General features: G+C 62.1%; 27 protein-coding genes. 4 read left to right on the top strand and 23 right to left on the bottom strand.

The window, feature by feature from the left end; genetic code table 11:
- Positions 1 to 134: 134 nt before the first annotated feature.
- The gene (locus AC1RKJ_RS01205) at positions 135 to 1,274 is read right to left on the bottom strand and encodes an efflux RND transporter periplasmic adaptor subunit (RefSeq protein WP_492789088.1); all 1,140 of its coding nucleotides are present in this window, start codon (positions 1,272 to 1,274) and stop codon (positions 135 to 137) included.
- Between the two features lie 163 nt (positions 1,275 to 1,437).
- Between AC1RKJ_RS01205 and xth the strand changes: the two genes are divergently transcribed.
- Both xth and AC1RKJ_RS01195 read left to right on the top strand, forming a co-directional pair.
- Positions 1,438 to 2,223: an exodeoxyribonuclease III gene (gene xth, locus AC1RKJ_RS01200; protein ID WP_492789087.1), complete on the top strand. Its 786-nt coding sequence runs from the start codon at positions 1,438 to 1,440 to the stop codon at positions 2,221 to 2,223.
- Between the two features lie 81 nt (positions 2,224 to 2,304).
- The gene (locus tag AC1RKJ_RS01195) at positions 2,305 to 2,748 is read left to right on the top strand and encodes an SRPBCC family protein (protein WP_492789086.1); all 444 of its coding nucleotides are present in this window, start codon (positions 2,305 to 2,307) and stop codon (positions 2,746 to 2,748) included.
- A 33-nt stretch (positions 2,749 to 2,781) separates the two neighbouring features.
- On the opposite strand, the gene AC1RKJ_RS01190 is transcribed toward AC1RKJ_RS01195, so the two are convergent.
- From AC1RKJ_RS01190 to eno, 14 genes are all read right to left on the bottom strand, one after another.
- Positions 2,782 to 3,609 (bottom strand): tetratricopeptide repeat protein, encoded by an 828-nt coding sequence (locus AC1RKJ_RS01190; protein ID WP_492789085.1) that lies wholly within the window; start codon positions 3,607 to 3,609, stop codon positions 2,782 to 2,784.
- The gene (ilvD, locus tag AC1RKJ_RS01185; protein WP_492789084.1) at positions 3,596 to 5,320 is read right to left on the bottom strand and encodes a dihydroxy-acid dehydratase; all 1,725 of its coding nucleotides are present in this window, start codon (positions 5,318 to 5,320) and stop codon (positions 3,596 to 3,598) included. The genes AC1RKJ_RS01190 and ilvD overlap by 14 nt, the downstream gene beginning before the upstream one ends.
- A 264-nt stretch (positions 5,321 to 5,584) precedes the next feature.
- Positions 5,585 to 5,860, bottom strand: a complete 276-nt coding sequence (locus AC1RKJ_RS01180; protein ID WP_492789083.1) for a GlsB/YeaQ/YmgE family stress response membrane protein — start codon at positions 5,858 to 5,860, stop codon at positions 5,585 to 5,587.
- Positions 5,861 to 5,997: 137 nt separating this feature from the next.
- Entirely contained in the window at positions 5,998 to 6,234 is a 237-nt protein-coding gene (locus tag AC1RKJ_RS01175; RefSeq protein WP_492789082.1) for a hypothetical protein, read from the bottom strand.
- Between the two features lie 98 nt (positions 6,235 to 6,332).
- A complete protein-coding gene (gene lpdA, locus AC1RKJ_RS01170; protein WP_492789081.1) occupies positions 6,333 to 7,754 on the bottom strand; it encodes a dihydrolipoyl dehydrogenase in 1,422 nt (473 codons plus the stop codon).
- A gap of 27 nt (positions 7,755 to 7,781) precedes the next feature.
- Positions 7,782 to 8,492, bottom strand: coding sequence for a hypothetical protein (locus AC1RKJ_RS01165; protein ID WP_492789080.1), 711 nt, complete (start codon positions 8,490 to 8,492; stop codon positions 7,782 to 7,784).
- Between the two features lie 53 nt (positions 8,493 to 8,545).
- A complete protein-coding gene (locus AC1RKJ_RS01160) occupies positions 8,546 to 9,004 on the bottom strand; it encodes a hypothetical protein (protein ID WP_492789079.1) in 459 nt (152 codons plus the stop codon).
- A 13-nt stretch (positions 9,005 to 9,017) separates the two neighbouring features.
- Complete coding sequence (locus tag AC1RKJ_RS01155; RefSeq protein ID WP_492789078.1) at positions 9,018 to 10,379, bottom strand: pyruvate dehydrogenase complex dihydrolipoamide acetyltransferase; 1,362 nt, start codon at positions 10,377 to 10,379, stop codon at positions 9,018 to 9,020.
- A gap of 18 nt (positions 10,380 to 10,397) precedes the next feature.
- Positions 10,398 to 11,831 (bottom strand): pyruvate dehydrogenase complex E1 component subunit beta, encoded by a 1,434-nt coding sequence (locus AC1RKJ_RS01150; RefSeq protein WP_492789077.1) that lies wholly within the window; start codon positions 11,829 to 11,831, stop codon positions 10,398 to 10,400.
- A gap of 36 nt (positions 11,832 to 11,867) precedes the next feature.
- A complete protein-coding gene (pdhA, locus tag AC1RKJ_RS01145) occupies positions 11,868 to 12,923 on the bottom strand; it encodes a pyruvate dehydrogenase (acetyl-transferring) E1 component subunit alpha (RefSeq protein ID WP_492789076.1) in 1,056 nt (351 codons plus the stop codon).
- 153 nt (positions 12,924 to 13,076) lie between these two features.
- Positions 13,077 to 13,394, bottom strand: a complete 318-nt coding sequence (locus AC1RKJ_RS01140) for an FtsB family cell division protein (protein WP_492789075.1) — start codon at positions 13,392 to 13,394, stop codon at positions 13,077 to 13,079.
- Positions 13,395 to 13,459: 65 nt separating this feature from the next.
- The gene (locus AC1RKJ_RS01135) at positions 13,460 to 14,011 is read right to left on the bottom strand and encodes an NADPH-dependent FMN reductase (RefSeq protein ID WP_492789074.1); all 552 of its coding nucleotides are present in this window, start codon (positions 14,009 to 14,011) and stop codon (positions 13,460 to 13,462) included.
- 97 nt (positions 14,012 to 14,108) lie between these two features.
- The gene (locus AC1RKJ_RS01130; RefSeq protein ID WP_492789073.1) at positions 14,109 to 15,233 is read right to left on the bottom strand and encodes a CaiB/BaiF CoA transferase family protein; all 1,125 of its coding nucleotides are present in this window, start codon (positions 15,231 to 15,233) and stop codon (positions 14,109 to 14,111) included.
- 131 nt (positions 15,234 to 15,364) lie between these two features.
- Positions 15,365 to 16,648, bottom strand: a complete 1,284-nt coding sequence (gene eno / locus AC1RKJ_RS01125) for a phosphopyruvate hydratase (RefSeq protein ID WP_492789072.1) — start codon at positions 16,646 to 16,648, stop codon at positions 15,365 to 15,367.
- 139 nt (positions 16,649 to 16,787) lie between these two features.
- Here eno and queF point away from each other — a divergent pair, with 139 nt between their 5' ends.
- Complete coding sequence (queF, locus tag AC1RKJ_RS01120) at positions 16,788 to 17,267, top strand: preQ(1) synthase (RefSeq protein WP_492789071.1); 480 nt, start codon at positions 16,788 to 16,790, stop codon at positions 17,265 to 17,267.
- Between the two features lie 16 nt (positions 17,268 to 17,283).
- Here the strand turns inward: queF and AC1RKJ_RS01115 are convergent, their stop codons facing one another.
- The 4 genes from AC1RKJ_RS01115 to AC1RKJ_RS01100 form a co-directional block, all read right to left on the bottom strand.
- Positions 17,284 to 18,471 carry an MFS transporter gene (locus AC1RKJ_RS01115; protein WP_492789070.1) on the bottom strand — a complete coding sequence of 396 codons (1,188 nt, stop codon included), beginning with the start codon at positions 18,469 to 18,471 and terminating at the stop codon, positions 17,284 to 17,286.
- A 69-nt stretch (positions 18,472 to 18,540) separates the two neighbouring features.
- On the bottom strand, positions 18,541 to 19,389 hold the full coding sequence (kdsA, locus tag AC1RKJ_RS01110; protein WP_492789069.1) for a 3-deoxy-8-phosphooctulonate synthase: 849 nt from the start codon (positions 19,387 to 19,389) through the stop codon (positions 18,541 to 18,543).
- A 66-nt stretch (positions 19,390 to 19,455) separates the two neighbouring features.
- The gene (locus AC1RKJ_RS01105) at positions 19,456 to 20,340 is read right to left on the bottom strand and encodes a VOC family protein (protein ID WP_492789068.1); all 885 of its coding nucleotides are present in this window, start codon (positions 20,338 to 20,340) and stop codon (positions 19,456 to 19,458) included.
- Between the two features lie 15 nt (positions 20,341 to 20,355).
- Positions 20,356 to 20,682 (bottom strand): NIPSNAP family protein, encoded by a 327-nt coding sequence (locus AC1RKJ_RS01100; protein WP_492792614.1) that lies wholly within the window; start codon positions 20,680 to 20,682, stop codon positions 20,356 to 20,358.
- Between the two features lie 142 nt (positions 20,683 to 20,824).
- On the opposite strand from AC1RKJ_RS01100, the gene AC1RKJ_RS01095 reads away from it, so the two are divergent.
- Positions 20,825 to 21,157 carry a PAAR domain-containing protein gene (locus AC1RKJ_RS01095; RefSeq protein ID WP_492789067.1) on the top strand — a complete coding sequence of 111 codons (333 nt, stop codon included), beginning with the start codon at positions 20,825 to 20,827 and terminating at the stop codon, positions 21,155 to 21,157.
- A 7-nt stretch (positions 21,158 to 21,164) separates the two neighbouring features.
- Here the strand turns inward: AC1RKJ_RS01095 and AC1RKJ_RS01090 are convergent, their stop codons facing one another.
- The 4 genes from AC1RKJ_RS01090 to tpiA form a co-directional block, all read right to left on the bottom strand.
- Positions 21,165 to 22,013 (bottom strand): COG3904 family protein, encoded by an 849-nt coding sequence (locus AC1RKJ_RS01090; protein ID WP_492789066.1) that lies wholly within the window; start codon positions 22,011 to 22,013, stop codon positions 21,165 to 21,167.
- A 57-nt stretch (positions 22,014 to 22,070) separates the two neighbouring features.
- Positions 22,071 to 23,702, bottom strand: coding sequence for a CTP synthase (gene pyrG, locus AC1RKJ_RS01085; protein WP_492789065.1), 1,632 nt, complete (start codon positions 23,700 to 23,702; stop codon positions 22,071 to 22,073).
- Between the two features lie 171 nt (positions 23,703 to 23,873).
- Positions 23,874 to 24,242 carry a preprotein translocase subunit SecG gene (gene secG, locus AC1RKJ_RS01080; RefSeq protein WP_492789064.1) on the bottom strand — a complete coding sequence of 123 codons (369 nt, stop codon included), beginning with the start codon at positions 24,240 to 24,242 and terminating at the stop codon, positions 23,874 to 23,876.
- 135 nt (positions 24,243 to 24,377) lie between these two features.
- Complete coding sequence (gene tpiA, locus AC1RKJ_RS01075; RefSeq protein ID WP_492789063.1) at positions 24,378 to 25,133, bottom strand: triose-phosphate isomerase; 756 nt, start codon at positions 25,131 to 25,133, stop codon at positions 24,378 to 24,380.
- Positions 25,134 to 25,279 lie beyond the last annotated feature (146 nt).

Genomic DNA, 25,279 nt, shown 5'->3' with positions numbered 1-25,279 from the left:
TTTGCCTTGCAGCGCCTTCCGCAGCGAACGGCGGATCGGAAGGACACTCGAATCTATATTTGCTAGTGATCCTTTGATTCTAACATTCGCGAGAATGCCTGCTGAGAAGGGACGCGAATGTTAGAATCGGATCACTAGGCTCCGGCCTTGCGGCTGCGCGGCTCGACGGACGTGCCGTTTGACAGCAGCAATTGCCCATCGACCACAATATCTTCCCCGCCTTCCAGCCCGCTGTCGATCACCGAAGTGCCCTGAAACGTGCGACTGATGGTAACGGGCTGCACCTGTGCCTTGCCATCCTTGACGACGAACACGAAGTTCCCGGTCTGGCTGCGCTGGACGCCGACCGACGGCACGACGACCGCATTTTCGGTGCGAACCGTCAGCGTCGTGTTGACGAGAATGCCGGGCCACAACAGCTCGCTCTCGTTGCCCATGCTGCCACGCACGGTCACCATGCCGGTGGTGGGATCGACCGAGTTCTCGACCATCGCAACAACGCCGGTTTCCGATTTGCCGCTGCCCGGGATCGTGGCCGTCACCGACGACTGCCCGTCCTTCATGGCGTCGCGCAGGTCGCTCAGCACCCGCTGCGGGATCGCGAAGGTCACATAGACCGGCGCCATCTGGTTGATGGTGGCGAGGGCCGAGGTATCGGCCGGCCGGACGAAATTACCGACCTTGACCGAGGCGGCGCTGATGCGGCCGCTGATCGGCGCCTTGATGAGGGTGTAGCTTTTCTGAACCTTCAGATTGTCCAGCAGCGCCTGATTGGCCTGAACGGTCGCCGCGGCATTGTCGAGCGCCGTTTTCGCATTGTCGACATTGACCTGCGTTGTCGCGCCTTTCGTAATCAGCTCACCGAAGCGCTTCACATCGCGCTCGGCGGCGACTAGCTGCGACCGGTCACGCGCAAGATTACCTTCCGCCTGCGCAATCTGCGCATCGATCTGGCGCGCATCGAGCGTGAACAGGAGATCGCCCTCCTTCACTCGCGCGCCATCCTGAAAATGAACTTCGACGATTGTGGTTTCGAGACGGGATTTCAGCGCCACGCTGGAAATCGGCGTCACCATTCCGATGGAATCGACATCGACCGGGACGGTCTTTTTCTCGGCTTTCGCGAGTTCGACGGATACGGCACGGGCCCGCTGTGGCGCCTTCGCCGTGGTCGCTCCGCTCATCCACATGCCGCGGGTTGTATAGACAGCGACCGCCGCAACGCAGAGGCCTGCAATCAGCAGGCCGCGTCTTTTGAAAGTCTTTTGCGCCATTTCGTCTCGCAGGTGCAGGCCGTCCATCCCGTGGCAAGCCGTCGTTCCCCGCCCCCTTTTTCACTGGTTTTCCAGCGTTATTTGTCATCGGCTTATCACAGCCGCGCCGGTCATGGTATGCCATACACATGAAATATCACCCACGTAGCTAACGGAACCGAGCATGCGGATCGCCACCTGGAACGTTAACTCTGTCCGTCAGCGGCTCGACCACCTGCTGACATGGCTCAAGGAGCGGTCCCCGGACATCGTCTGCCTCCAGGAAATCAAGTGTCAGGACGAGGCGTTTCCGCGCGAGGCCATCGAGGCGCTCGGCTACAACGTCGTCACCCACGGACAGAAGACGTTCAACGGCGTAGCGCTGTTGTCCAAGTATCGGTTCGACGAAACCACGCCGCGTCTGGGCGGCGATCCGGAGGATCTGCACGCCCGTTTCCTCGAGGGCGTGGTGTCTCATTCAGGCGGAACGCTGCGCATTGCCTGTCTCTACCTGCCCAACGGAAACCCGCCGGAAACAGAAAAATATCCATATAAAATCAAATGGATGGAGCGACTTCTTGAGTATTCGAAAGAGCGCATGAAGGGCGAGCAACCGCTGGTGCTGGCGGGGGACTTCAACGTCATTCCGACGGCGGACGACGTCTACAATCCGGCCGCCTGGGCGGGCGATGCGCTGTTCCTGCCGAAAACCCGAGAGCGCTTCCGCGCCCTGCTCAACCTCGGCCTGACCGATGCGCTCCGCGCGGTGTCCGATCAGCCCGGCCAATACACGTTCTGGGATTATCAGGCCGGCGCATGGCCGAAGAACAACGGCATCCGCATCGACCACCTGCTGCTCTCGCCGCAGGCCAGCGACCGGCTGCGCGATGCCGGCATCGACCGTCACGTCAGGGGCTGGGAAAAAGCGTCGGATCACGTTCCGGTCTGGATCGATCTGGATCTGAACTGAACGCAACGGCCATCAAGACGTCATCAAGCCAGCGAAGATTGCATCGACTCAACGAAGGTTGCCGCCTCAGGAGAAGCAGTCATGCCGGGTACCGTTCGATTGCACCGCGTTCTTCCAACGAAGCCCGACAAGGTCTATCGCGCGTTTATCGAGGCGGACGCCATGGCGAAGTGGCTCCCGCCCAACGGCTTTACCTGCACCGTCGATCATTTCGACGCAAAGGTCGGCGGCACCTTCAGGATGTCATTCCGCAATTTCACCACGGGCATGAGCCATTCGTTCGGCGGGAAATATCTGGAGCTCGTGCCCGGCAAGCGGGTGCGCTACACGGACAAGTTCGACGATCCGAATTTGCCCGGTGAAATGCAGGTGACGGTGGAGCTCAAGCAAGTCTCCGTCGGCACGGAGATCAACATCGTGCAGGAAGGCATTCCCGACGCCATTCCAGTGGAGGCTTGCTATCTCGGCTGGCAGGAGTCGTTGAAAAATCTGTCGCGTCTGGTCGAGCCCGAGATCAATCAGTAGCGAAGTGCCGGGCCAATCGAGAGCCCTGCCCGCTCAGTCCCGGCGGCCCTGAACCCAGCGCTCGAGCATCTGCAAGGCCATTGCCCGGTCATCCTCGGACGCCTTGGCCATCGCGGTCTTGTAGCTGTCCTTGATCCAGGTCTCGTCCGGCGTGGCGCTGTCCTGCGCCAGCGTCAGCCACATCAGGCCGCGCGCGGCCTGCCGCTGCAGGCGGTCGCCGTTGAACAGCATCTGGCCGAGCAGCGCCTGCGCCTGATGCTGGCCCTTCTGCGCCGAAAGCGCGAGCCAGCGCACGCCGTATTTCGCGTCACGCGGCGCGCCAACGCCGTCGAGGTACATCCGGGCCAGATTGTACTGCGCCTCGGCATTGCCGAAATACGACGCCGCGTAGGCGAACATTTCCCGCGCACGCTCCGGATCGGCTTTCACCTGACTGTTCGGAATGCCGGACACGAAGTAGCGGCCCAGCGCGACAAACGCATTGGCGACGATGGTGGCCTGAGGCGCCGACGGGCTGTCCTCGGCATGGGCGTTGGCGATCTTGCTGAAATAGTCGTAGGCGCGCAGATCGTCCCGCGCGACGCCGTCGCCCTTGGCGTACATGCGCCCGAGCTTCCACTGCGCCACCGGATGACCGCCTTCGGCGGCATACTGCAAGGCCGTCAAGGCGCTCGCCTGCTGGGGAATTTCACCGGGCGGAACCGGCTTCTTCAAAACCGGAACGCCGGTTGGAGCGGCAACCATCGGCAATGCTGCTTCCTGATTGCCCGGCGCGCTACCTTCAAAGGCAACGGCCGGACCCATCGCGAAAATCGCGACGGTCAGGGCAGCAGCAATGCCAATGCGCTCAGATGTCCGCATAACACACTTTCTCACCACCCCCGCCGGGATGGGTCACAGCGCCTTTAACCGCAGGTCCCACCTGCTGGGCATATTTCCAGAGCACGCCGGAGCCGACCGAGGTTTCGCGTGGCTTCCAGGCTTTCCTGCGCTCGGCCAGTTCGGCATCGGTCAGCTTCACATTGAGTGTGCCGTTGACCGCATCGAGTTCGATGATGTCGCCATCACGGATCAGGCCGATGGGACCGCCGACGGCCGCCTCCGGTCCGACATGGCCGACGCAGAAACCGCGGGTGGCGCCCGAAAAACGTCCGTCGGTGATGAGCGCGACCTTGCCGCCCATGCCCTGCCCGGTCAGCGCCGCAGTGGTCTGGAGCATTTCACGCATACCCGGGCCGCCCCTGGGGCCCTCGTAGCGGATCACAATGACGTCGCCTTCCTTGTAGGTCTTCTTGTTCACGGATTCGAACGCGTCTTCTTCGCAATCGAAGCAGCGCGCGGGTCCCGTGAACTTCAGCACCGACATTCCAGCGACTTTCACGATCGCGCCGTCGGGCGCGAGATTGCCCTTCATGCCGACGACGCCACCGGTGACGGTGATCGGATTATCGGCTGAACGAACCACGTCCTGATGCGGATTCCATTTCACGCTCTTGAGGTTCTCGGCGATCGTGCGTCCGGTGACCGTCATGCAGTCGCCGTGCAAGAAACCGTTGTCCAACAGCGTCTTCATCAGCAGTGGTATGCCGCCAGCCTCGAACATATCTTTGGCGACATAACGACCGCCGGGCTTCAAATCCGCGACATACGGTGTCTTTTTGAAGATTTCGGCGACGTCGAACAAATCGAAGTCGATCCCGCATTCGTGGGCCATGGCCGGCAGATGCAGCGCAGCATTTGTTGAGCCGCCCGATGCCGCGACAACCGCTGCGGCGTTTTCCAATGACTTGCGGGTCACGATGTCGCGCGGACGAATGTTCTTGGCGATCAGCTCCATGATCTTTTCGCCGGCGGCCATGCAGAATGCGTCACGGATTTCGTAAGGCGCCGGTGCGCCGGCCGAGTACGGCAGCGCAAGGCCAATGGCTTCGGAGACGGTCGCCATGGTGTTGGCGGTGAACTGTGCGCCGCAGGCGCCCGCCGACGGGCACGCCACGCGCTCGATTTCGTCCAGATCCTCGTCCGACATCTCGCCGACCGAATGCTTGCCGACCGCCTCGAACATGTCCTGAACGGTGACCTGCTGGCCGCGGAAATTGCCGGGCAGGATCGAGCCGCCATAGATGAAAATCGACGGCACGTTGAGGCGCAGCATGGCCATCATCATGCCAGGCAAGGACTTATCGCAGCCGGCAAGCCCGATCAGGGCGTCATAGGCATGGCCGCGGACGGTCAATTCCACCGAATCCGCGATGGTTTCGCGGGATGGCAGCGACGAGCGCATGCCATCGTGGCCCATGGCGATGCCGTCGGTGACGGTAATGGTGCAGAACTCGCGCGGGGTGCCGTTGGCCGAGGCGACGCCCTTCTTGGCGGCCTGCGCCTGGCGCATCAGGGAAATGTTGCAGGGAGCCGCTTCATTCCAGCAGGACGCCACGCCGACGAACGGCTGGTGGATCTGCTCGGTGGTGAGGCCCATGGCGTAAAGGTAGGAGCGATGCGGCGCGCGCGCGGGCCCCTCCGTGACGTGACGGCTTGGAAGTCTCGCCTTGATGTTGGTCTTTGCGTCCATCGTGAACCCTTACCCGCAGCCACCCGTGACATCCGGAAACCTCCTTATAAAAAGCAGGATTTTCCAATACCTTCGCGAATGCTGTGGCACTTAGCCTACGAAGGAATGATCTCATGGAGGCGTGTGGCTAAATCGCGGCACACGCAAGTGCTTGCTGAGGCGAGGGTTAAATGTTCACCAAGTGTTGTAGCCAAGCCACATTCGTTGCACCGCGGCAACGACGCGGCGCCGATCAGTTCGACAAGTCAGGCTGGATTTAGACGGCTACCTGCCGCGGATCATGCGCCATGCGAACAGCAGGATGACCGCTCCCACCGACGCCGAAATGAGCGTGCGCCAGAAGCCGAATACCTGCACTTGCGCAATCTCGGCCAGCTTCGCGCCGACGAACGCGCCGCAGACGCCGACCAGAATGTTGGTGAAGATGCCGTGATCCGAGGACGTCACGCGTTCGGCGATCCATCCGGCGATGGCGCCGATCAGGAGCATCGTGAAGAAGCCAACGCCCGGCTGGCTCAAAAATGCTTGTGCGTCGTTCACGAAACCCTCCCCGATCAATCCTCAGGAACGGAGATTAGCGCGGCACCGCCTCCGCGCGAACGACAATAAAATGAAACCCACATGAAAAAGACCGGCCCCTAGGCCGGCCTTTTTCAGATCGACGGCAAGGACGTCGCTTACGTCTTCTTTTCCATGCCGCCCTTTTTCATCTTGGACTTCGACATCTTCTTTTTCTTCATCTTGTTCATCGAATTCATGCCGGTGTCGGAACCTGCTGTCTGACCGGTTACGTTGGTTTGGTTGCTGGCCGGAGCACCGGGCCGATCCATCCCGGAGGCCTGGGCGAAAGCGCCACTCACGGACGACAGACCAATCGCAGCAGCACAGATCGAGCTTAGAACAATATTTCGCATCGATACCTCCTGTCGGAACCACCAACCTCAATCCCGGCAAAAGGCAGTTGTTCCCGCCTGTTCGCAAATCTGTGATCGACGCCGCGGCGCCGCGTTGCTCACATGTTGAGGACGCGCCCGTAGGCGTCGAGCACCGCTTCTTTCATGGTTTCCGAGATGGTCGGATGCGGGAAGATGGTGTGGAACAGTTCTTCCTCGGTGGTCTCCAGATTCATCGCGACCACGAAACCCTGAATCAGTTCGGTGACTTCCGACCCGACCATGTGCGCGCCGAGCAACTGGCCGGTCTTTTTGTCGAAGATCACTTTCACCATGCCCTGGTCTTCGCCCTGCGCGATGGCCTTGCCGTTACCCACAAACGGAAAACGCCCGACGCGGACATCCTTGCCCGCCTCCTTCGCCTTTGCCTCGGTGAGACCGACCGATGCGATCTGCGGGTGGCAATAGGTGCAGCCCGGGATCAGCAGCTTGTCCATCGGATGCGGATGCATTCCCTTGATGGCTTCGACGCAGATGACGCCCTCATGCTCGGCCTTGTGCGCCAGCATCGGCGGACCGGCGACATCGCCGATGGCATAGATGCCGGGCACGTTGGTCTTGCCGTAACCGTCGATGACGATGCAGCCGCGATCCGTTTTCACGCCGAGCTTCTCAAGCCCGAAGCCTTCGATGTTGCCGACCACGCCGACCGCGGAAATCACGCGATCGACTTCCATCGTCACCGGCTTGCCCTTGCCGTCGTCGATGGTGGCCACCACGCTGTCGGCCTTCTTGTCGAGCTTGGTGACCTTTGTGTTGGCGAGAACCTTGATGCCCTGCTTCTCGAACTGCTTGCGCGCGAAGCCCGCGATCTCCGCGTCCTCGACCGGCAGGATCTGCGGCAGCACCTCGACCACGGTCACTTCCGCGCCCATGGTGCGATAGAACGACGCGAACTCGATGCCGATGGCGCCGGAGCCCACGACCAGCAGCGACTTCGGCATCTTGTCCGGGTTCATCGCCTCGAAGTAGGTCCAGACCAGCTTCTTGTCGGGCTCCAGGCCCGGCAGCACGCGCGGACGCGCGCCGGTCGCTACGATGATGTGCTTGGCGGTGTAGACACCCTCGCCCAGCGCGCCCTTGGGTGCTGCGGCTTCAGTTTTCTTCACCGTGAACTTGCCGCCGCCATCGAGCGTGGCCTCGCCCCAGATGATCGTGATCTTGTTCTTGTTCATCAGGTATTCGACGCCGCCGTTGAGGCGCTTCACCACGCCGCGCGAGCGCGCAATGACGGCTTTCGGATCGAACGAGACGTTGTCCGCCGACAGGCCGTAATCCTTGGCGTGCTTCATGTAGTGGTAGATTTCCGCCGAGCGCAGCAGCGCCTTGGTCGGAATGCAACCCCAGTTGTTGCAGATACCGCCGAGATACGCCTTCTCGACAATGGCGGTCTTGAAACCGAGTTGCGCGGCGCGGATGGCCGTTACATAGCCGCCGGGTCCCGAACCGATCACGACAACGTCAAAAGATGTATCAGCCATAAAGAACTCCATTCGCCCGATAGCGCACTATTGTTGGTAGTAGTCTTGCACTGTTGCCCACGCGACGTCCTGCAGAAACGCCGCGGTTTTATCATCAAGGTCTGCGTGATATTTATTGCCGACCGGCGAGCGCCGATAGACCGAGGCCATCACGACGCAGGCGGCCAGATAGGTGCCTGCCAGACTTGGATGGCTCTTGTCCGGCACATGGAGCGCGAGTTCCGGACGCTGGGTTCGCGCCTGCGCAAATGCCAGACCGGCGGGAATCACGAGCGCGTCGTTGTCGTTGCCCGCAGCCGTGTAAGCATCCGCCAGCTTTTCGATCATGTCGGGCTTGTCGGCATAGGCCCATGTCATGAACAGGATGGGCTGCGCGTTGTGCTTGCGCACGATTGCAACATCTTTCGCGACGGTCTTCGCGAACACCACCTTGCGGTCGATAGCGCACCAGCTGCAGTCCGCCATGATCACGGCGTCGAATTCGTTGCGCCCGTGCGACGAAAGAAGCCTGTCTACATCGTGCATGGTCAGCGACGCGCCGCTGATGGTCGCAGAGGTTGCTGTGTATTTGCCGGCGGGGTCGGCACTGCGCAACAGGTTGAGCACATGATCATGCAAACTGTTGTTGTAGTAGAAATAGCTGTTGCCGATGAACAGCACCGACTGGGGTGCGTGGGACAGCTTTACGACCTTCGGACGCGCCAGCGCATTCGCCATGGTGCTCGCGCACAGGATCATGACCGCAACCGCGGATAGCGTCCATCCAGCCGATCCGATGGTCAGGGAGTTCCTCAGCGGACGCCTCCACTGAAAGACGTGTCGGCGACTTTCCCGGGTTCGAGCCAGTTCGCGAAACGCCGGAGCACGGCCCATGGCACAACCAGGGTGAGGACTATGGGAATGGCGATCTGCAGAATTTCCTGAATGTCGGGCTCGCGGATGTCATGAAACTCACGCACCGAGATGTCCGAATATTTCAACATCACGACCAGCAGCAGGAACGGCACGAGTGGCACCAGCAGCGCGATATTCAGGGCCTGCGCGCTGCCTTTCCAGAACACGGCGACCGTGAAACAGATCAGCGCAACAGCGCCGAAGATTGGCGTGTAGATAAACCCGATAGCCTTGATCATCGAACAGGACAGTTGCTCGCCGGTGCACGGCCGCAGCAGGTTCGCGGCGAAACCGAAAGCGAATGCGGCCCCCAGACCGAGCGCGCAGGCCAGAGCGATGATCAGAAACCGGCGCATGCGCGCTCCCGGCCTACACGACCATCATCACCGGATTTTCGATCAGCTTCTTGAACGCGGTGATCAGTTCCGCGCCGAGCGCGCCGTCGATAGCGCGGTGATCGCAGGACAGCGTCACGCTCATCATGCTCGCCGCCACGATCTGACCGTTGCGCACGACTGCGCGATCCTCGCTGGTGCCGACGGCAAGGATCGAGGATTGCGGCGGGTTGATCACGGCCGTGAAGTCCTTGATGCCGTACATGCCGAGGTTCGACACCGACGACGTGCCGCCCTGATATTCGTTCGGCTTGAGCTTCTTGCCCTTGGCGCGCGCGGCGAGATCCTTCATCTCGGCGGAGATCGCCGACAGCGTCTTGATCTCGGCCTGCCGGATGATCGGCGTGATCAAGCCGAACGGCAACGCAACCGCGACGCCGATGTCGGAATGCTTGTGACGAAGCATCGCGGCTTCGGTCCACGATACGTTGGCTTCGGGAATTTTCTGCAACGCCAGCGCCATCGCCTTGATGACAAAATCGTTGACCGACAGCTTATAGAGCGGCTTGCCGTCCTTGTCCTTGCCGGCGGCCGCGTTGATGTCCTCGCGCGCGGCATTGAGCTTGCCGAGGTCGCAGTCCACCGTGAGATAGAACGTCGGCATCGAATTCGTCGCAGCGGTAAGGCGCTGCGCGATGGTCCGGCGCATCGAATCGTGCGGGATGCTTTCGTATTTGCCCTCATCATACAGCGCGAGAATCTGCTGATCGGACATCGCGGGAGCAGCGCCCCCTGCGATTGCCGCAGCCGGAGCACCCGCAGCGGCAGGCTTGAGACCCTGTCCGGATTTGGCCTGATCGACGTCGCGCGCGACGACGCGGCCATGCGGACCCGATCCGTTGACGCGCGACACGTCGATGCCGGCTTCCTTGGCAAGGCGACGCGCCAATGGCGACGCGAACACGCGCGCGCCGTTGTTCGATGCAGGTGCCGCGGCGGGCGCTGCTGGTGGAGCGGCTTTCGCAGGTGCCGGCGCGGCAGCTTGTGCAGCGGGCGCGGCGGCAGGCGCTGCGGCTTTCGGAGCCGGTGCGGACGCTTCTGATTTTGCAGGCGGCGCGGACGCAGCCCCTGCTCCCGCAGCTTTCACGTCCTCGCCGTCGCCGGCGAGAACCGCGATGATGTTGTTGACCGGCACGTCCTGCGTGCCTTCCGGCACCAGAATTTTGGCAATCGTGCCTTCATCGACGGCCTCGACTTCCATCGTGGCCTTGTCGGTCTCGATCTCGGCGATCACGTCACCGGACTTGACCTTGTCGCCCTCTTTCTTGAGCCACTTGGACAGGTTGCCCTTTTCCATCGTGGGAGACAGCGCAGGCATCAGAATATTGATCGGCATGATCCTGGTCCTGCTCTCTTAGCGATAACAAACGGCTTTGGCGGCGGCGACGACTTCGGCCACCGTCGGCAATGCAAGCTTTTCAAGGTTGGCCGCGTAAGGCATCGGCACGTCCTTGCCCGATACGCGCGCGACCGGCGCGTCGAGATAATCGAACGCCTGCTCCATGATCCGCGCGGCGATTTCCGCGCCGACGCCGGACTGCTGCCAGCCTTCCTCGACCACGACCGCGCGCGAGGTCTTCTTCACCGAATTGATGATCGTCTCGGTGTCCATCGGGCGCAGCGTGCGCAGGTCAATGACTTCGGCTTCGATGCCTTCCTTGGCGAGTTCGTCGGCGGCACCCAGCGCGTAGGTCATGCCGTTCGACCACGCGATCAGCGTCACGTCCTTGCCGGCACGCACGATGCGCGCCTTGCCGATTGGAATGACGTAATCGTCAAGCTTCGGCACGTCGCCGGTGTGGCCATAGAGAATTTCGTTTTCGAGGAAGATCACCGGGTTGGGATCGCGGATCGCGGCTTTCAAAAGCCCCTTCGCGTCCGCCGCCGAATACGGCGTGACGACCTTGAGGCCGGGAATCTGCGAGTACCACGCCGAATAATCCTGGCTATGCTGTGCAGCGACGCGCGCGGCGGGGCCGTTCGGACCGCGGAATACGATGGAGCAACCCATCTGGCCGCCGGACATATAGAGCGTCTTCGCAGCCGAGTTGATGATCTGGTCGATCGCCTGCATCGCGAAGTTGAACGTCATGAATTCGACGATGGGCTTGAGGCCCGCCATCGCTGCGCCCACGCCGACGCCGGCAAAGCCGTGCTCGGTGATCGGTGTATCGATCACGCGGCGCGCGCCGAACTCCTGCAGCAGTCCCTGCGTGATCTTGTAAGCGCCCTGATACTCGGCGACTTCCTCGCCCATCACGAACACGTCCTCGTCGCGGCGCATTTCCTCGGCCATCGCGTCACGGAGCGCTTCGCGCACCGTCATCTTCACCATCTCGGTGCCGGGCGGCACTTCGGGGTCCGGCTCGACCGGGGCCGCAGGAGCGGCAACCAGAGCAGGCGCGCTGATCTGGGGCTTGCCTTCTCCGACAGGTGAGCGGGACTCTTCAACTTCCTGCTTAACATTAGCTGCAGGTTCAGTGGCCTTTTCAGGGGCCTTGGCCGCAGCAGCTGCTGGAGTCTTGCCCAGGTCGGCCGCGCTTTCGCCGTCGCTCAGGATGGTCGCGATCGGCGTGTTGACCGCGACGTCGTTGGTACCTTCGGCGATCAGGATTTTGCCGAGCGTTCCCTCGTCGGTCGCCTCGACTTCCATCGTGGCTTTGTCGGTTTCGATCTCGGCGATGACATCGCCGGACTTGATGGCTTCACCCTCTTTTTTCAGCCACTTGGAAAGGTTGCCCTTCTCCATCGTCGGCGAAAGCGCGGGCATCAGAACTTGAATCGGCATGGTCGCTCCGGACTAACTTGCGCGAACTGCGCGCGCTTATCGGTAAATGTCGGTGTAAAGCTCGGACGCGTCCGGCTCAGGCGCATGCTGGGCGAAATCGGCGGCCTCATTGACGATCTCGCGCACTTCCGCGTCGACCGCCTTCAAGTCCTGTTCGCCGACCTTGAGGTCGAGCAAACGCTGTCTCACCTGCTCGATGGGATCGCTGTCATGGCGGACCTTGTCCACTTCCTCGCGCGTCCGGTACTTCGCAGGGTCGGACATCGAGTGACCGCGATAGCGATAAGTCTGCATCTCCAGGATGTACGGCCCGTTGCCTTCGCGGCACCACTGCACCGCCTTGTCGCCCGCTGCCTTCACCGCCCGGACGTCCATGCCGTCGACCTGTTCGCCCGGAATGTTGAACGACGCGCCGCGCTTGGAGAAATCGGTCTGCGCCGACGAACGGGAAACCGAAGTGCCCATGGCGTAACGGTTGTTCTCGATGACGTAGATCACGGGAAGCTTCCACAGCTCCGCCATGTTGAAGCTCTCGTACACCTGCCCCTGATTGGCAGCGCCGTCGCCGAAATAGGCAATGCTGACATTGTTGTTGCCGCGATAGCGGTTGGCGAAAGCGAGACCGGTGCCGAGCGGAACCTGTGCACCGACGATGCCATGACCGCCGTAGAAGTTCTTCTCCTTGCTGAACATGTGCATGGAGCCGCCCTTGCCCTTGGAATAACCGGCTTCGCGTCCGGTCAACTCCGCCATCACGCCCTTGGGATCCATGCCGCACGCCAGCATATGGCCGTGGTCGCGGTAGCTGGTGATGATCTGGTCGCCTTGCTCAAGGGACATCTGCATGCCGACCACGACCGCTTCCTGGCCGATGTAGAGATGGCAGAAACCGCCGATCGCGCCCATTCCGTAAAGCTGGCCTGCCTTCTCCTCGAAACGGCGGATCAGCATCATGTCGCGAAATGCGCGAAGCTCCTGCTCCTTGGTAAAACTCAGATTGTTGGGATTGCGGGAACCGTTGCCAGCGTCCTTGGCGGCGCTTTTCTTCGAGGCCGGTTCTTTTTGGGGAGCCGAGTCTTTCTGGGAAACCATGTCATGTCCGGATGAGAGAGCGGATGTAACCCTCTCTACTCCAACTCACATCGCCATGAAAGGATTGCGTATGCTGCAAATTCGCGCGCTCATATCGCAATGCAGCGAGCGCAATTTTAGACTCGAAAGCGAACGATTTTTGAAATTTGAAACCTAGTTCTGGCCGATCATCTTCACCAGATCGCGCGGATGCACGTAGTCGAGCTGATAACGCGCACGTTCGTCGAGCATGTCGGGGTCGACCCGATCCGAACGAAGCAGCGCAACGCGCTTTTCGGCGGCGGCGCGCTCGGTTTTGAGTCGGGCCAATTCTGCGGTCAGCAACACAATTTCCTGATCAAGCTCCTGCCGGGCATTCAGACCGTATTTGCCTGTGTAGGCATTGACGCCGAAATAGGCGATCAGCCCCGCCGCGATCGTATAGAGCGCGAGGCCGGTCATGATGGCTTTGAGTCGCGAGCGTGAGACCATGCCGCACGATGCGATAACCCGGTTAATCGAATGCTAAGAACCGGGCTATCCTTATCACCGCACCGTCATTTCTTGATGCGCTCGACCCAGACCGCGAAGGCGTCGATGTAGGCCTTCAGGACCTTCTCCAGCGCTTCCTTGGTCAGGTTGCCCTTGTCGTCGAACGCATCGCCCACCCCGTTCAGATAGATTTCGGGCTGCTGCATGATGGGCCCGGAAATGCCCGGAAGAATGGACTTCAGGTGCATGGCAGCGCCCATGCCGCCGACGGCGCCCGGCGAGTTGCTGATGATGCCAGTCGGCTTGCCGTTGAACGAACTTTTGCCCGGCGGGCGCGAACCGACATCGATCGCGTTCTTCAAAACACCGGATGTCGAGCGGTTGTATTCCGGCGTGACGAACAGCACCGCGTCACATGCCTGGACCTTCTCGCGGAACGCCGTCCAGTCCGCCGGCGGAGTGGCCTCAAGATCCTGATTGTAGAACGACAGACCGTGCAGCGTGACGATCTCAAACTTCAGCGCGGGCGGCGACAGCTTGGCGAGCGCATTCGCGATCTTCAGAGAAAAGGATTCCTTGCGGAGACTGCCGACGATGACGGCAACGGTAGAGGCCATGAGACGATCCTTTCAACTACTGAACACGCGAGAAGCCCGGATTAGCCGCCCGGCCCGAACGATGCAAGTGCATTAAATCTGGCTCACAATTGTGCGATTATCCAAGCACGTCGTCGTTGTGTTGTCCCAATCGCGGCGCGCCGGAATGCGGATGCGGCCGCACGCCGTCGAATGAAATCGGCAAACCCACCACCGGCAGTTCACTGCCCGGCAGGGTGCGCATCAGATCGGACGCCTTGAACTGCTCGGTCTGCTGCAATTCCGCGATGGTGTTGACCGGACTGCACGGCACGCCGAGCGACTGGAACAATGCGATCCACTCCGCGCGCGGTTTTTCCCGCATCACGGGCACGATCAAACCAATCAGCACATCGCGATGGACGAACCGGTCCCTGCCCCGCGCGAATCTGGGGTCCGTCGCCCATTCCGGAAAACCGAGTGCGCCGGCGAGTTTGTGAAACAGCCGGTCATAACCGGCCGCGATCACCAACGGGCGATCTGCGGTATCGAACACCTGATACGGAACGATGGTGGGCGTCGCAGCGCCCGTGCGATTGGAAAGCTCGCCGGTGACATGATAGCTCGCGAGCGACGAATCCACCCACGACGCAGCACTATCGAGCAGCGAGGTATCTATCACGCATCCCTGTCCCGTGACATGGCGCTGCTGAAGGGCCGCGAGTGCGCCGATGACGCACCACTGCGCGGTCGCCTTGTCGTTGATGGCGGGCGCGCAGAACGTCGGCGGGTCTTCGTGGCGGCCGGTCTGCATCATGACGCCGCCGAACGCCTGCAGCAGCGGATCGAACCCCGGCGCTTTCGACAGCGGGCCCTTGGGTCCGAACGCCCAGATCGAGCAATAGATCAGCCGCGGGTTGATCGCGCGCATGTCGTCGGGGCCGATGCCGAGATCCTTCACGACACCCGAACGGAGATTCTGGATCAGGATGTCGGCGTCGCGCACCAGCCCTTTGAGTTTTTCGATATCGGCCGCGCTCTTCATATCGAGCGTCACCGACCGCTTGTTGCGGTTGGTGACGTGGAACATGATCGAGGCCTCCTCAATGAAGGGAGGTCCCCAGCTGCGTGCGTCGTCGCCGCCATCGGGCTTCTCGATCTTGATGACGTCCGCGCCCATGTCGGCCAGAATCGCGCCCGCCAGCGGACCCGCAAGCGCCTGTCCGATTTCGATGACTTTGATTCCGGCGAGCGGACCTTGCATGGCGTCGTTCTCCCGCAACTTGATTTTAGCGGACGCCACTCAAGCGAGTGCGGCCCGCCAAGGCAAGCCGCAAGCCCGATATGAAAACGAAACCCAGCGTTGCGTCGCCGTATCTTCCGGCGCAGCGCTAGTTACGCCAGCGCCCTGAGCGCCGACCTGCCCGCGTAGATCGCCTGTGCGCCCAGTTCCTGCTCGATACGCAACAACTGGTTGTACTTGGCGGTGCGGTCCGAACGGGCCAGCGAGCCCGTCTTGATCTGTCCGCAGTTCGTCGCCACCGCGAGATCGGCGATGGTCGAATCCTCGGTCTCGCCGGAACGATGCGACATCACGGCGGTGTAGGCCGCCTTGTGCGCCATCTCGACCGCCGCAAGCGTTTCGGTGAGCGAGCCGATCTGATTGACCTTGATCAGAATGGAATTGGCGCGGCCGTTCTTGATGCCGTCCGCGAGGCGCGTGACATTGGTCACGAACAGATCGTCGCCGACAAGCTGGCACTTCGAACCGATCAGATCGGTCAGTTCCTTCCAGCCGTCCATGTCGTCTTCGGCCATGCCGTCCTCAATGGAGACGATCGGATAGCGCGACACCAGGTCTGCGAGATACTTGGCCTGCTCCGAGCGCGAGCGGGTCTTGTTTTCGCCCTCGTAAACATAAGAGCCGTTCTTGAAGAACTCGGTGGACGCACAATCGAGCGCCAGCATCACGTCGCTGCCGGCCTTGTAGCCAGCCTTGCCGATTGCGCTCATGACGAAATCGAGCGCCGCGTCCGCCGACGGCAGGTTGGGCGCGAAGCCGCCCTCGTCGCCGACATTGGTGTTGTGACCGGCCTTCTTCAACTCGCCCTTCAGCGTGTGGAAAATTTCCGCGCCACACCGCAATGCCTCGGCGAAATTCTTGGCGCCGACCGGCATCACCATGATTTCCTGGAAGTCGATCGGGTTGTCCGCGTGCATGCCGCCGTTGACGATGTTCATCATCGGCACGGGAAGCGTGCGCGCCGAGGTGCCGCCGACATAGCGGTAGAGCGGCATGCCGAGCGATTCCGCAGCGGCCTTCGCCACCGCCAGCGACACGCCGAGAATGGCGTTGGCGCCAAGGCGGCTCTTGTTCGGGGTTCCGTCCAGTCCGATCATGGTGTCGTCGATCTGGACCTGCTGCTCAGCCTCCATGCCGCCGATGGCGTCGAAGATCTCGCCGTTGACGGCTTCCACCGCCTTCAGCACGCCCTTGCCGAGATAGCGGCCCTTGTCGCCGTCGCGCAGTTCGACAGCCTCATGCGCGCCGGTGGATGCGCCCGACGGCACGGCGGCGCGGCCCAGCGAGCCGTCTTCCAGCACCACATCGACTTCGACGGTCGGGTTGCCACGGCTGTCGAGGATTTCGCGGCCGATAATGTCGACGATTGCGGTCATGTGCGCCCTTTCAGGAGTCAGTTCGGGGATTTGGGGCCGCTTCTACAGGAACGCGCCGCGCTCGAAAAGGCCAAGCCAAGCGCTTGATCTCGTGACGTTTTGATAAAGAACGGCTATCAGACGGCAAACGGAGACAGTCATGTCGAAAAAGCCTCGCGCCCCCAAGGCCGCCGCCCGGTCGCTGCAACTCGGCCATCAGGTCGAACTGCCCGCCTCGCCCGACCAGGCCACGCTCGACCGCGTGCCCAATCCGCATACAGACACGAATTACGTGGCGCGGTTCACGATGCCGGAGTTCACGTCGATCTGCCCGGTCACCGGCCAGCCGGACTTTGCGATCATCGTGATCGATTATGTGCCGAACAAATGGCTCGTGGAGTCGAAGTCGCTCAAGCTCTATCTCAACAGCTTCCGCAACGTCGGCTCGTTCCACGAGGATTGCACGGTGTCCATCGGCAAGCGGCTGACGACGCTGCTGGCGCCGCGCTGGCTCCGAATCGGCGGCTATTTCTACCCACGCGGCGGCATGCCGATCGACGTGTTCTGGCAGGCCGGAAAACTGCCGACGAACGTGTGGATGCCGGATCAGGGCGTTCCGCCCTATCGCGGCCGAGGTTGATTCATTTGCACGTGCGCTAGATATCCGCCATTTCCGGCGGCTCGTCGTTGCGCTCGCGGTTCAGCAAACGCGCGGCGACGACGCCGAGGATCAGGATCGCGGCCGCGCTCATGGTCAGCGTTGCGAACTTGCCGAAGTGCGACAGCGCAAAGCCGTACATGATCGGGCCGATCGCCTGGCCCATGAAAAAGAAGAACGCATGCAGCGACAGCGCCGACGCGCGCGCTTGCGGCGCGAGATCGCTGGAGAAAACCTGCAACGATCCGTGCAGCGAATAGAACCCCCAGCCCATGATGAGCAGCGAGACCGCCTGCACTTCCCAGCGCGGGCCGAAGGCGACGACAATGAACTGCAATGCGACGACGGCCGCGCCGCCGATCATCAGGCTTTTGACGCCGAGTTTCGGCAACAGCCGCGACACGGTCATGGTGTAGAGCAATCCGCCGACCGCGAACGCGGCGATAACCACGCCGGGGATCGATGCGCGGGTCTCGCCAAGTTCGAACAGGAACGCGGCCACGAACGCGAACAGGCCGAGCACCAGCGCGCCTTCGATAAACACCGCCGCGTAGCAGACGCGTGCATTGGGATTGGCGAAGATGGTGCGATAGCCGTCCTTGAGCGCCGTAAAGCTCATGCCGCCGGACGCGCGCGCCACGCCGCCGCGACGAAAGCCCATCGTGACTGCGACAGAGGCCGCCAGCACGATCAATCCGAGCACGATCAGCACACCGCGCCATCCGACGAAATCCGCAATGATGCCGGATGCCGTCGCACCCAGAAGATTGCCGGTCATCGCGCCGGCCAGGACGCGGCTGAGCGCAACCTGCCTCTGTGCGGTCGGCACGAGATCGCTGGTCAGACCCATGGCGACTGGAAAGGTGCCGCCGGCGGCAAAACCGCACAGGATGCGCGAGAGGAACAGCATCTCGAACGATGTCGCCATCGCGCCCACGATGTTCGCGGCGCCGAGCAGCACGAGACAGACGATCATCAACTTGGCCTTGCCGAACATATCGGCCACCGCGCCGAGGATCGGCTGCACGAAAGCGAACGACAAGGCGGCGGCTGCGGACAGGCTCGCGGCGGTAGCAGCCGTCACGCCGAAGTCGCCGGAAACCAGCGGCAACACCGGCTCCATCGAGCGCGACGACAATGCCGCCGCGAAGGTGGTGGCCGCAATGACGTTGAGGATCGGCAGCATCGGTCTGGCTGGACGCCGCGTTACGCTCGCGGCCCTTTTTATGTTTTGATTGTTATGATCTGGCGGCCATTACGATTTTGATTTAGCGAGCGCGTCAAACGCCATCAGGTTTTTCACAAGCGCCTCGAAATCCTTCAGCGGCACCATGTTGGGACCGTCCGACGGCGCGTTGTCCGGATCGGGATGGGTTTCGATGAACACGCCCGCGACACCGACGGCCACCGCCGCGCGCGCCAGCACCGGAACGAACTCGCGCTCGCCGCCCGACGATGTGCCCTTGCCGCCCGGCTGCTGCACCGAATGGGTGGCATCGAAGATCACCGGCGCGCCGGTGGTGCGCGCGAGAATTGGCAACGCGCGCATGTCGGAGACGAGTGTGTTGTAGCCGAACGACGCGCCCCGCTCGGTCACCAGCACGTTGGCATTGCCGCCGCCCGTGATCTTGGCGACGACGTTCGCCATGTCCCAGGGTGCCAGGAACTGACCCTTCTTGACGTTGACGACCTTGCCGGTGGCAGCCGCCGCCAGCAGCAGGTCCGTCTGCCGGCACAGGAAGGCGGGAATTTGCAGAACGTCCACCGCCTCCGCGACATGCGCGCACTGGTCAACTTCGTGAACGTCAGTGAGGACCGGCAGCCCGAGCGACGAGCGAATCTCGGCAAAAATCGGCAGCGCCTTCTCGATGCCCAGGCCGCGCGCGGCGGAGGAACTGGTGCGGTTGGCCTTATCGAACGAGGTCTTGTAGACGAGGCCGATCTTGAGGCGCGCGGCGATCTCCTTCAGTGCGGCGGCGACTTCCAGCCCATGCGCACGGCTCTCAAGCTGGCACGGCCCGGCAATCACCGCCAGCGGCAGCGCGTTACCGAACCTGACGTTGCCTGCGGAAACCACCGGAGCCGCGGAAATATTGGCGTTCAAAGCATATCCTTTTCAGAAATCGTTTTGACCATGCCGAGCTAGCCGCGGCGGATCAAGTCTGGCCGGTTAAATCTTCTCGGGCGCCTCGAATATCAGGGTTGCGCCAAAGGCGGCCTCGGGCGGCACCACAAGCCGTCCCATCTGCCGGTGCGACGCAATCCCACCGCCATCCAGCGCCCGTTGAACCGCATCGATGTCCGGAACGGCAAGCCGCAATCCATTCAGCGATGCGCCTTCGCCATCGGCCTTCGGCGTGACGCCGAAGCGATCGCGAAATGACACTGCCTCCACAATCTCAACATCACCGCGCGGCGTGCGAGCCGTCACGCCGATCGAGCTTGCGTGCAGGTCGCGAACGCCGGTGACCGCGCTGAGAAAAATATGATGATCGCTCGGATTGTCGGCGACGAGGACCGCGCCGAGCACACCGCTTGCGCCATTCGCGTGCTGTTGCAGTTCCCTTTTGTAGAACATGGCCGGATCGCGGTGCTGAATCGCAAAGAAGCCGGCATGCGGCGACATGTCATCGCGCGCGAACGCCAGTGTGAAGCCCACCGTCACGACCGAGCCATCCGGCAATGTCGCGTCGCGCGTAAACGGCAAAGCCTTCGAGACGCCGATGCCGCGCTGCCTGAAATCGTCCACATCCGCGTTGATGTCGGCGCTCTCGAGCGCGAGCATCGAGAAACCATCACCGCGCGCGATAAAGTCGCGGTTGGCGATGCCGAAGACTTTCGCCAGCCCCTCGGCGTGAGGTTTTTCTCGCAGCTTCTCGGGTTCGCCGACCGTCAGCACCTCGATGAAGAAGCCGGGGAACTGCACGACATGATTGTGCGTGCCCCACGGATGCCTGTTGCGCGCGCTGACCTTGAAGCCGGCGCGGCGATAAAAATCCGCCGCCGCATCGAGATCGCGAACGGCGTGGACGATATGATCGAGACCGCGAGGCATCGGGGACGCGCGCCTTTACTTCACCGATGAAAATGCTGTCGGCGTCAGAAGCTGGCTGACGATGTTCTCGACGATCTGACCGTCCTTTTCGCTTTCCGCGCGCACCGATAGCCAGGCGGGATCGTTCATGAACGCGGTCCATTTCTGCTCGCGTTCAGCCAGCGACTCCCATGCGAGGAAGTACGTCAATTCCTGATTGGACTGGCCGATCACCGTGGTGAAAAAACCGGCCTGACGGATCCCATGCTTTTCCCAGATCTTCAGCGTATGGTTTTCGAAGCGCTTCAGCAAATTTGGAAGCCGCCCCGGCAGACAGCGATAGACACGCATTTCTTGGATCATGGTCATGGCACCTTGTTGTTTGAACCGGCGCGCGAACGGCGACGACTGGTATTATGCAGGCTCTCCCGATCCGGCATATAGTGGCCTGATTGTTTCATTATCAAGCGGCTCCCGGACCATAGAACATATGCGGAAGGTTCACATGCGGCCCCTGTTGCTTTGCCAGATCATTGTGGCGATGACCGTCTCGGGCTTCGCGCACGCGCAATCACCCGGCACACCCGGCGTGGTGACAGGCGGCGCGGCCGGTGTCACCTTCAACGGCAAGCCCGCCGCGCGTCAGGGCGACACGACCAGCGACGGCGGCGTGATCGCGGAAGGGTCCTCGAACGTCTTCATCAACGGCAAGCCGGCCGCCATCTCCAGCGGCAAGACAAGCTGCGGCGGTGTTGTGGTCGGCGGCGCAGGTGGGATTTACATCAACGGAAAACCGGCGGCCCGCACCGGCGACCAGACCTCGGGATGCCCGAAGTAAATCACCGCTAGCGTACGGTGTAGCGCGCCGTGACCAGATTCAGATCGAACGTTTCTTTCTCGGTGAGCCAACGGATATCCTTGCTCGCCGTCATCGCCTGCATGATCGAGGGGGAAACGCCCATCCGGGTCATATAGTCGAGGATGATGCCAGTGGTCTGCTGGGTTCGCGCCACGATGTCACTCGCGGACTCCTCGCCCTTCGACGAAGTGCTGGTGAACTGGTGCACGCCGAGCACGGAACGCGGCATGGCTTCGCGGACTTTGCCGCCCGCAAAAACGAACACGCATGCGCTGGCGCAACGTGAAGGCTGTGGACGGCCGCCGGAATCGACTTTCCCAACCACTGTCGTCAGTTCGCGGGATCGCACCACCGCGCCCATGATGAGGCCCTGATCGAGCGAGCCGCCGGGCGACGACAGGAAGATCGTATCTCCGGCGGTCAGCTTGGCCGCGTCGAGTTGCTCACGAAACCAGTTCGCGGCGCCGGGGCCGATCCGTCCCTCAATGGCGAGCGCCTTGCGGCCGTCTGGCATGGAGACCGCTGACGCCGTCATGCTGGAAGAAACGAAAACGTCCTTCCAGTAGGACCACGCCCCCGGCGATGAGATATCCCGATAGGCGGGAATGAGGACGCCTGCCAGCAGCAGGCCGGCGAAGAGAACCGACGCCAGCGTTCCCCCGCCACGCCAGCGGCGCGCGGGCGCCTGTGGCGGCGCCGGCTGCGGATATTGCGGTGGCGGCTGTGATGGCGCGCCCCACGGCGACGGGGTCTCCGTGCGGGCAGGCTTCGCGCGTGCGGCACCTACTTCCGGCACGGAGCCTTTCGCAGATTGTCGGCGTTCGCCTTCAGTCATTCCGCATCCTGAAACACTCCGGCCAGCGCAATGGAGGTGCGGCCAGATACGTCCGGATCAGACCAGCCGGCTCTGGACCATCGCGGCCTGCACGAACGATGCGAACAGCGGGTGCGGTTCGAACGGACGCGATTTCAGTTCGGGATGATACTGCACCCCGATGAACCACGGATGATCCTCGTACTCGACGATCTCCGGCAGGACGCCATCGGGCGACAGGCCCGAGAAGCGCAGGCCATGCTGTTCGAGCCGGTCCTTGTAAGCGGTGTTGACCTCGTAGCGGTGGCGATGGCGCTCTGAAATCTCGGTCGCGCCACCGTAGACCTCCGACACGCGGCTGCCCTTCTTGAGCGTCGCCGGATAGGCGCCGAGACGCATGGTGCCGCCGAGATCGCCCGCCTTGGTGCGCTTCTCGAGTTCGTTGCCGCGCAGCCATTCGGTCATCAGGCCGACCAGCGGTTCTTTCGTCGGACCAAATTCGGTGGAGTTGGCCGCTTCGATACCCGCGAGATTGCGCGCGGCCTCGATCACCGCCATCTGCATCCCGAAGCAGATGCCGAAATACGGAACGTCGCGCTCCCGCGCGAACTGCGCCGCCTTGATCTTGCCTTCCGCGCCACGCTGGCCGAATCCGCCAGGCACCAGAATGCCGTTGACGTGTTCGAGAAACGGCGCGGGATCCTCGTTCTCGAAGACTTCCGACTCGATCCAGTCGAGATTGACCTTCACCTTGTTGGCGATGCCGCCGTGCGACAGCGCTTCAATCAGCGATTTGTAAGCGTCCTTCATGCCGGTGTACTTGCCGACGATGGCGATGGTCACCTGGCCTTCCGGATTGCGGACGCGCTCGTTGATGACATGCCACGAATCCAGCGCGGGCTGCTTCACATCGACGATGCCGAACGCGGCGAGCACTTCGTCGTCGAGGCCCGCGGCGTGATACGCCTCCGGCACGGCATAGATGTTGTCGACGTCGCGCGCCTCGATCACGGCGGTTTCGCGTACATTGCAGAACAGCGCCAGCTTGCGCCGTTCTTCCTTCGGGATTTCCCGATCAGTGCGGCACAGAAGAATATCCGGCTGGATGCCGATGGAGCGCAATTCCTTGACCGAGTGCTGCGTCGGCTTTGTTTTCAGTTCGCCCGCGCTTGGAATGTACGGCAGCAGCGTGAGGTGAATGTAGATCACGTCGCCGCGCGGCAGGTCGTTCTTCACCTGACGAATCGCCTCGAAGAACGGCAGGCCTTCGATATCGCCGACGGTGCCGCCGACTTCGCACAGCACGAAGTCGTAGCCGTCATTGCCGTTGAGGATGAAATCCTTGATGGCGTTGGTGACGTGCGGAATGACCTGAATGGTCGCGCCGAGATAATCGCCGCGGCGCTCCTTGGTCAGGATGTCCTGATAGATGCGGCCGGTGGTGATGTTGTCGGCCTTGGTCGCCGGACGCCCCGTGAAGCGTTCGTAGTGACCCAGATCGAGATCCGTCTCCGCGCCGTCATCGGTCACGAACACCTCGCCGTGCTGATACGGCGACATCGTTCCGGGATCGAGGTTGAGATAGGGATCGAGTTTGCGAAGGCGGACCTTGTAGCCTCGTGACTGCAACAGCGCACCGAGTGCGGCTGAAGCCAGACCTTTGCCGAGCGAGGAGACCACGCCGCCGGTGATGAAAATATACCGCGCCATGGGATTTAACCTTTATCTCCGCCGTCGTGATTCGCAAAACTAAACGCACACAAACGCCGGCGAATTGCAGCGCTGTGGACCACTTGGATATGTAAGTTCAGTCAGGGACTTGGAAGGCAACTCTGAGACTTGCAGGCAAGCAACTCGCGCATGACTGCAATTCTTTGTCCCTTATTTCGACTGCGGCGCCTGCGGAGCGGATGGCGCCGCCGGGGCCTTCGGAAGCGAATCCAGCAGACCGCCTGCCGGTGCCGCCGGAGCGCCAGGCTGCGAGATCGGCGCCGGGCTGGTGTTGATGATCGACGCTGGCTTGCGCTCGTAGCTCGCGAGCCACGACAGGAACAGGCTGGTGATGAAGAAGCCCGCGGCCAGAATCGCCGTGGTGCGCGTCAGGAGATTGGTCGTGCCACGGCTCGACATGAAACCGCCGCCACCTCCGCCGCCGACGCCGAGGCCGCCGCCCTCAGAACGCTGAAGCAGCACCACGCCGATCAGGCCGAGAACGAGCATGAGATGGATGACGATAATGACAGTCTGCATCGTGACCTTCCGTCACAAGCCTCTGGCACCGGCAGCCGGGCGCACATGAAGCTTGCGGGGGTTGAAGTTGCGCGGTCTGTACACGATTGCAGGGGTGATTGTCACCCCCGGCGGACCGCGATCAATAACCGTGATTTAGAGACACGCGGCCGCAATCGCAAGGAAATCAACCGCTTTCAGGCTCGCTCCGCCGACCAGCGCGCCGTCGACGTTGGCAACGGCCATCAATTCCGCTGCGTTTGAGGGCTTCACGGAGCCGCCGTAGAGGATTCGCATACCGCTCCCCTCCTGGCTAAAGCGTTCATTGAGTTTAGCCCGGATAAACCCATGAACTTCCTCGATATCCTTGGTTGTCGGGGTGCGGCCTGTGCCGATCGCCCAGACCGGCTCGTAAGCGACGACCAGATTGGCGGCGGTCGCCCCATCCAGCACCGATCCGGCGAGCTGTCGTCCCACCACCTCCAGCGCCTGCCCCGCGTCACGTTCGGCCTGCGTCTCGCCGACGCAGACAATCGCAACCAATTTGGCCCGCCAGGCCGCCTCGGCCTTGGAACGTACCAGCGCATCGCTCTCGCCGTGATCGGCCCGGCGCTCGGAGTGACCGACAATGACCGCGCTCGCGCCCGCATCGGCCAGCATCTCGGCTGAAATATCGCCCGTATGAGCGCCGGAGGCCGCCGGGTGGCAATCCTGCGCGCCGATCGCAACCTTCGATCCGGACACAACGGCGGTGGCGGTGAACAGCAGCGTCGCCGGCGGACAGATCAGGAGATCGGCCCTGCCCTTCAGATCGCCCGCACCCTGCCAGATCGACGCCAGTTCGTTCATTGAGGCTTTCAGGCCGTTCATTTTCCAGTTCCCGGCGATCAGGGGGCGGCGCTTGTCGGTCATGATTGATCTCGCGTGACGGTGGGTTGATTTGCGCTAGCAGAGGCCTTCCGCCGACGCCAGTTCCGCAGGCGGGGTTTCCACACGGCGGCCCCGATGGATAAGGGCTTTTTCCAAAAACCGGTTCCGCTTTCGGGATCATACCGTTA

It is taken from the genome of Afipia sp. GW822-FHT04G07 (genome assembly GCF_058800765.1).
This window is presented reverse-complemented; position numbering and strand designations above follow the sequence as displayed.

What these genes read in the sequence shown, in the direction of transcription:
- AC1RKJ_RS01205 (WP_492789088.1), bottom strand. Translation starts at nt 1,274, where the DNA reads ATGGCGCAAAAGACTTTCAAAAGACGCGGCCTGCTGATTGCAGGCCTC.
- xth (WP_492789087.1), top strand. Translation starts at nt 1,438, where the DNA reads ATGCGGATCGCCACCTGGAACGTTAACTCTGTCCGTCAGCGGCTCGAC.
- AC1RKJ_RS01195 (WP_492789086.1), top strand. Translation starts at nt 2,305, where the DNA reads ATGCCGGGTACCGTTCGATTGCACCGCGTTCTTCCAACGAAGCCCGAC.
- AC1RKJ_RS01190 (WP_492789085.1), bottom strand. Translation starts at nt 3,609, where the DNA reads ATGCGGACATCTGAGCGCATTGGCATTGCTGCTGCCCTGACCGTCGCG.
- ilvD (WP_492789084.1), bottom strand. Translation starts at nt 5,320, where the DNA reads ATGGACGCAAAGACCAACATCAAGGCGAGACTTCCAAGCCGTCACGTC.
- AC1RKJ_RS01175 (WP_492789082.1), bottom strand. Translation starts at nt 6,234, where the DNA reads ATGCGAAATATTGTTCTAAGCTCGATCTGTGCTGCTGCGATTGGTCTG.
- lpdA (WP_492789081.1), bottom strand. Translation starts at nt 7,754, where the DNA reads ATGGCTGATACATCTTTTGACGTTGTCGTGATCGGTTCGGGACCCGGC.
- AC1RKJ_RS01165 (WP_492789080.1), bottom strand. Translation starts at nt 8,492, where the DNA reads ATGATCCTGTGCGCGAGCACCATGGCGAATGCGCTGGCGCGTCCGAAG.
- AC1RKJ_RS01160 (WP_492789079.1), bottom strand. Translation starts at nt 9,004, where the DNA reads ATGCGCCGGTTTCTGATCATCGCTCTGGCCTGCGCGCTCGGTCTGGGG.
- AC1RKJ_RS01155 (WP_492789078.1), bottom strand. Translation starts at nt 10,379, where the DNA reads ATGCCGATCAATATTCTGATGCCTGCGCTGTCTCCCACGATGGAAAAG.
- AC1RKJ_RS01150 (WP_492789077.1), bottom strand. Translation starts at nt 11,831, where the DNA reads ATGCCGATTCAAGTTCTGATGCCCGCGCTTTCGCCGACGATGGAGAAG.
- pdhA (WP_492789076.1), bottom strand. Translation starts at nt 12,923, where the DNA reads ATGGTTTCCCAGAAAGACTCGGCTCCCCAAAAAGAACCGGCCTCGAAG.
- AC1RKJ_RS01140 (WP_492789075.1), bottom strand. Translation starts at nt 13,394, where the DNA reads ATGGTCTCACGCTCGCGACTCAAAGCCATCATGACCGGCCTCGCGCTC.
- AC1RKJ_RS01135 (WP_492789074.1), bottom strand. Translation starts at nt 14,011, where the DNA reads ATGGCCTCTACCGTTGCCGTCATCGTCGGCAGTCTCCGCAAGGAATCC.
- AC1RKJ_RS01130 (WP_492789073.1), bottom strand. Translation starts at nt 15,233, where the DNA reads ATGCAAGGTCCGCTCGCCGGAATCAAAGTCATCGAAATCGGACAGGCG.
- eno (WP_492789072.1), bottom strand. Translation starts at nt 16,648, where the DNA reads ATGACCGCAATCGTCGACATTATCGGCCGCGAAATCCTCGACAGCCGT.
- queF (WP_492789071.1), top strand. Translation starts at nt 16,788, where the DNA reads ATGTCGAAAAAGCCTCGCGCCCCCAAGGCCGCCGCCCGGTCGCTGCAA.
- AC1RKJ_RS01115 (WP_492789070.1), bottom strand. Translation starts at nt 18,471, where the DNA reads ATGCTGCCGATCCTCAACGTCATTGCGGCCACCACCTTCGCGGCGGCA.
- AC1RKJ_RS01105 (WP_492789068.1), bottom strand. Translation starts at nt 20,340, where the DNA reads ATGCCTCGCGGTCTCGATCATATCGTCCACGCCGTTCGCGATCTCGAT.
- AC1RKJ_RS01100 (WP_492792614.1), bottom strand. Translation starts at nt 20,682, where the DNA reads ATGATCCAAGAAATGCGTGTCTATCGCTGTCTGCCGGGGCGGCTTCCA.
- AC1RKJ_RS01095 (WP_492789067.1), top strand. Translation starts at nt 20,825, where the DNA reads ATGCGGCCCCTGTTGCTTTGCCAGATCATTGTGGCGATGACCGTCTCG.
- AC1RKJ_RS01090 (WP_492789066.1), bottom strand. Translation starts at nt 22,013, where the DNA reads ATGACTGAAGGCGAACGCCGACAATCTGCGAAAGGCTCCGTGCCGGAA.
- pyrG (WP_492789065.1), bottom strand. Translation starts at nt 23,702, where the DNA reads ATGGCGCGGTATATTTTCATCACCGGCGGCGTGGTCTCCTCGCTCGGC.
- secG (WP_492789064.1), bottom strand. Translation starts at nt 24,242, where the DNA reads ATGCAGACTGTCATTATCGTCATCCATCTCATGCTCGTTCTCGGCCTG.
- tpiA (WP_492789063.1), bottom strand. Translation starts at nt 25,133, where the DNA reads ATGACCGACAAGCGCCGCCCCCTGATCGCCGGGAACTGGAAAATGAAC.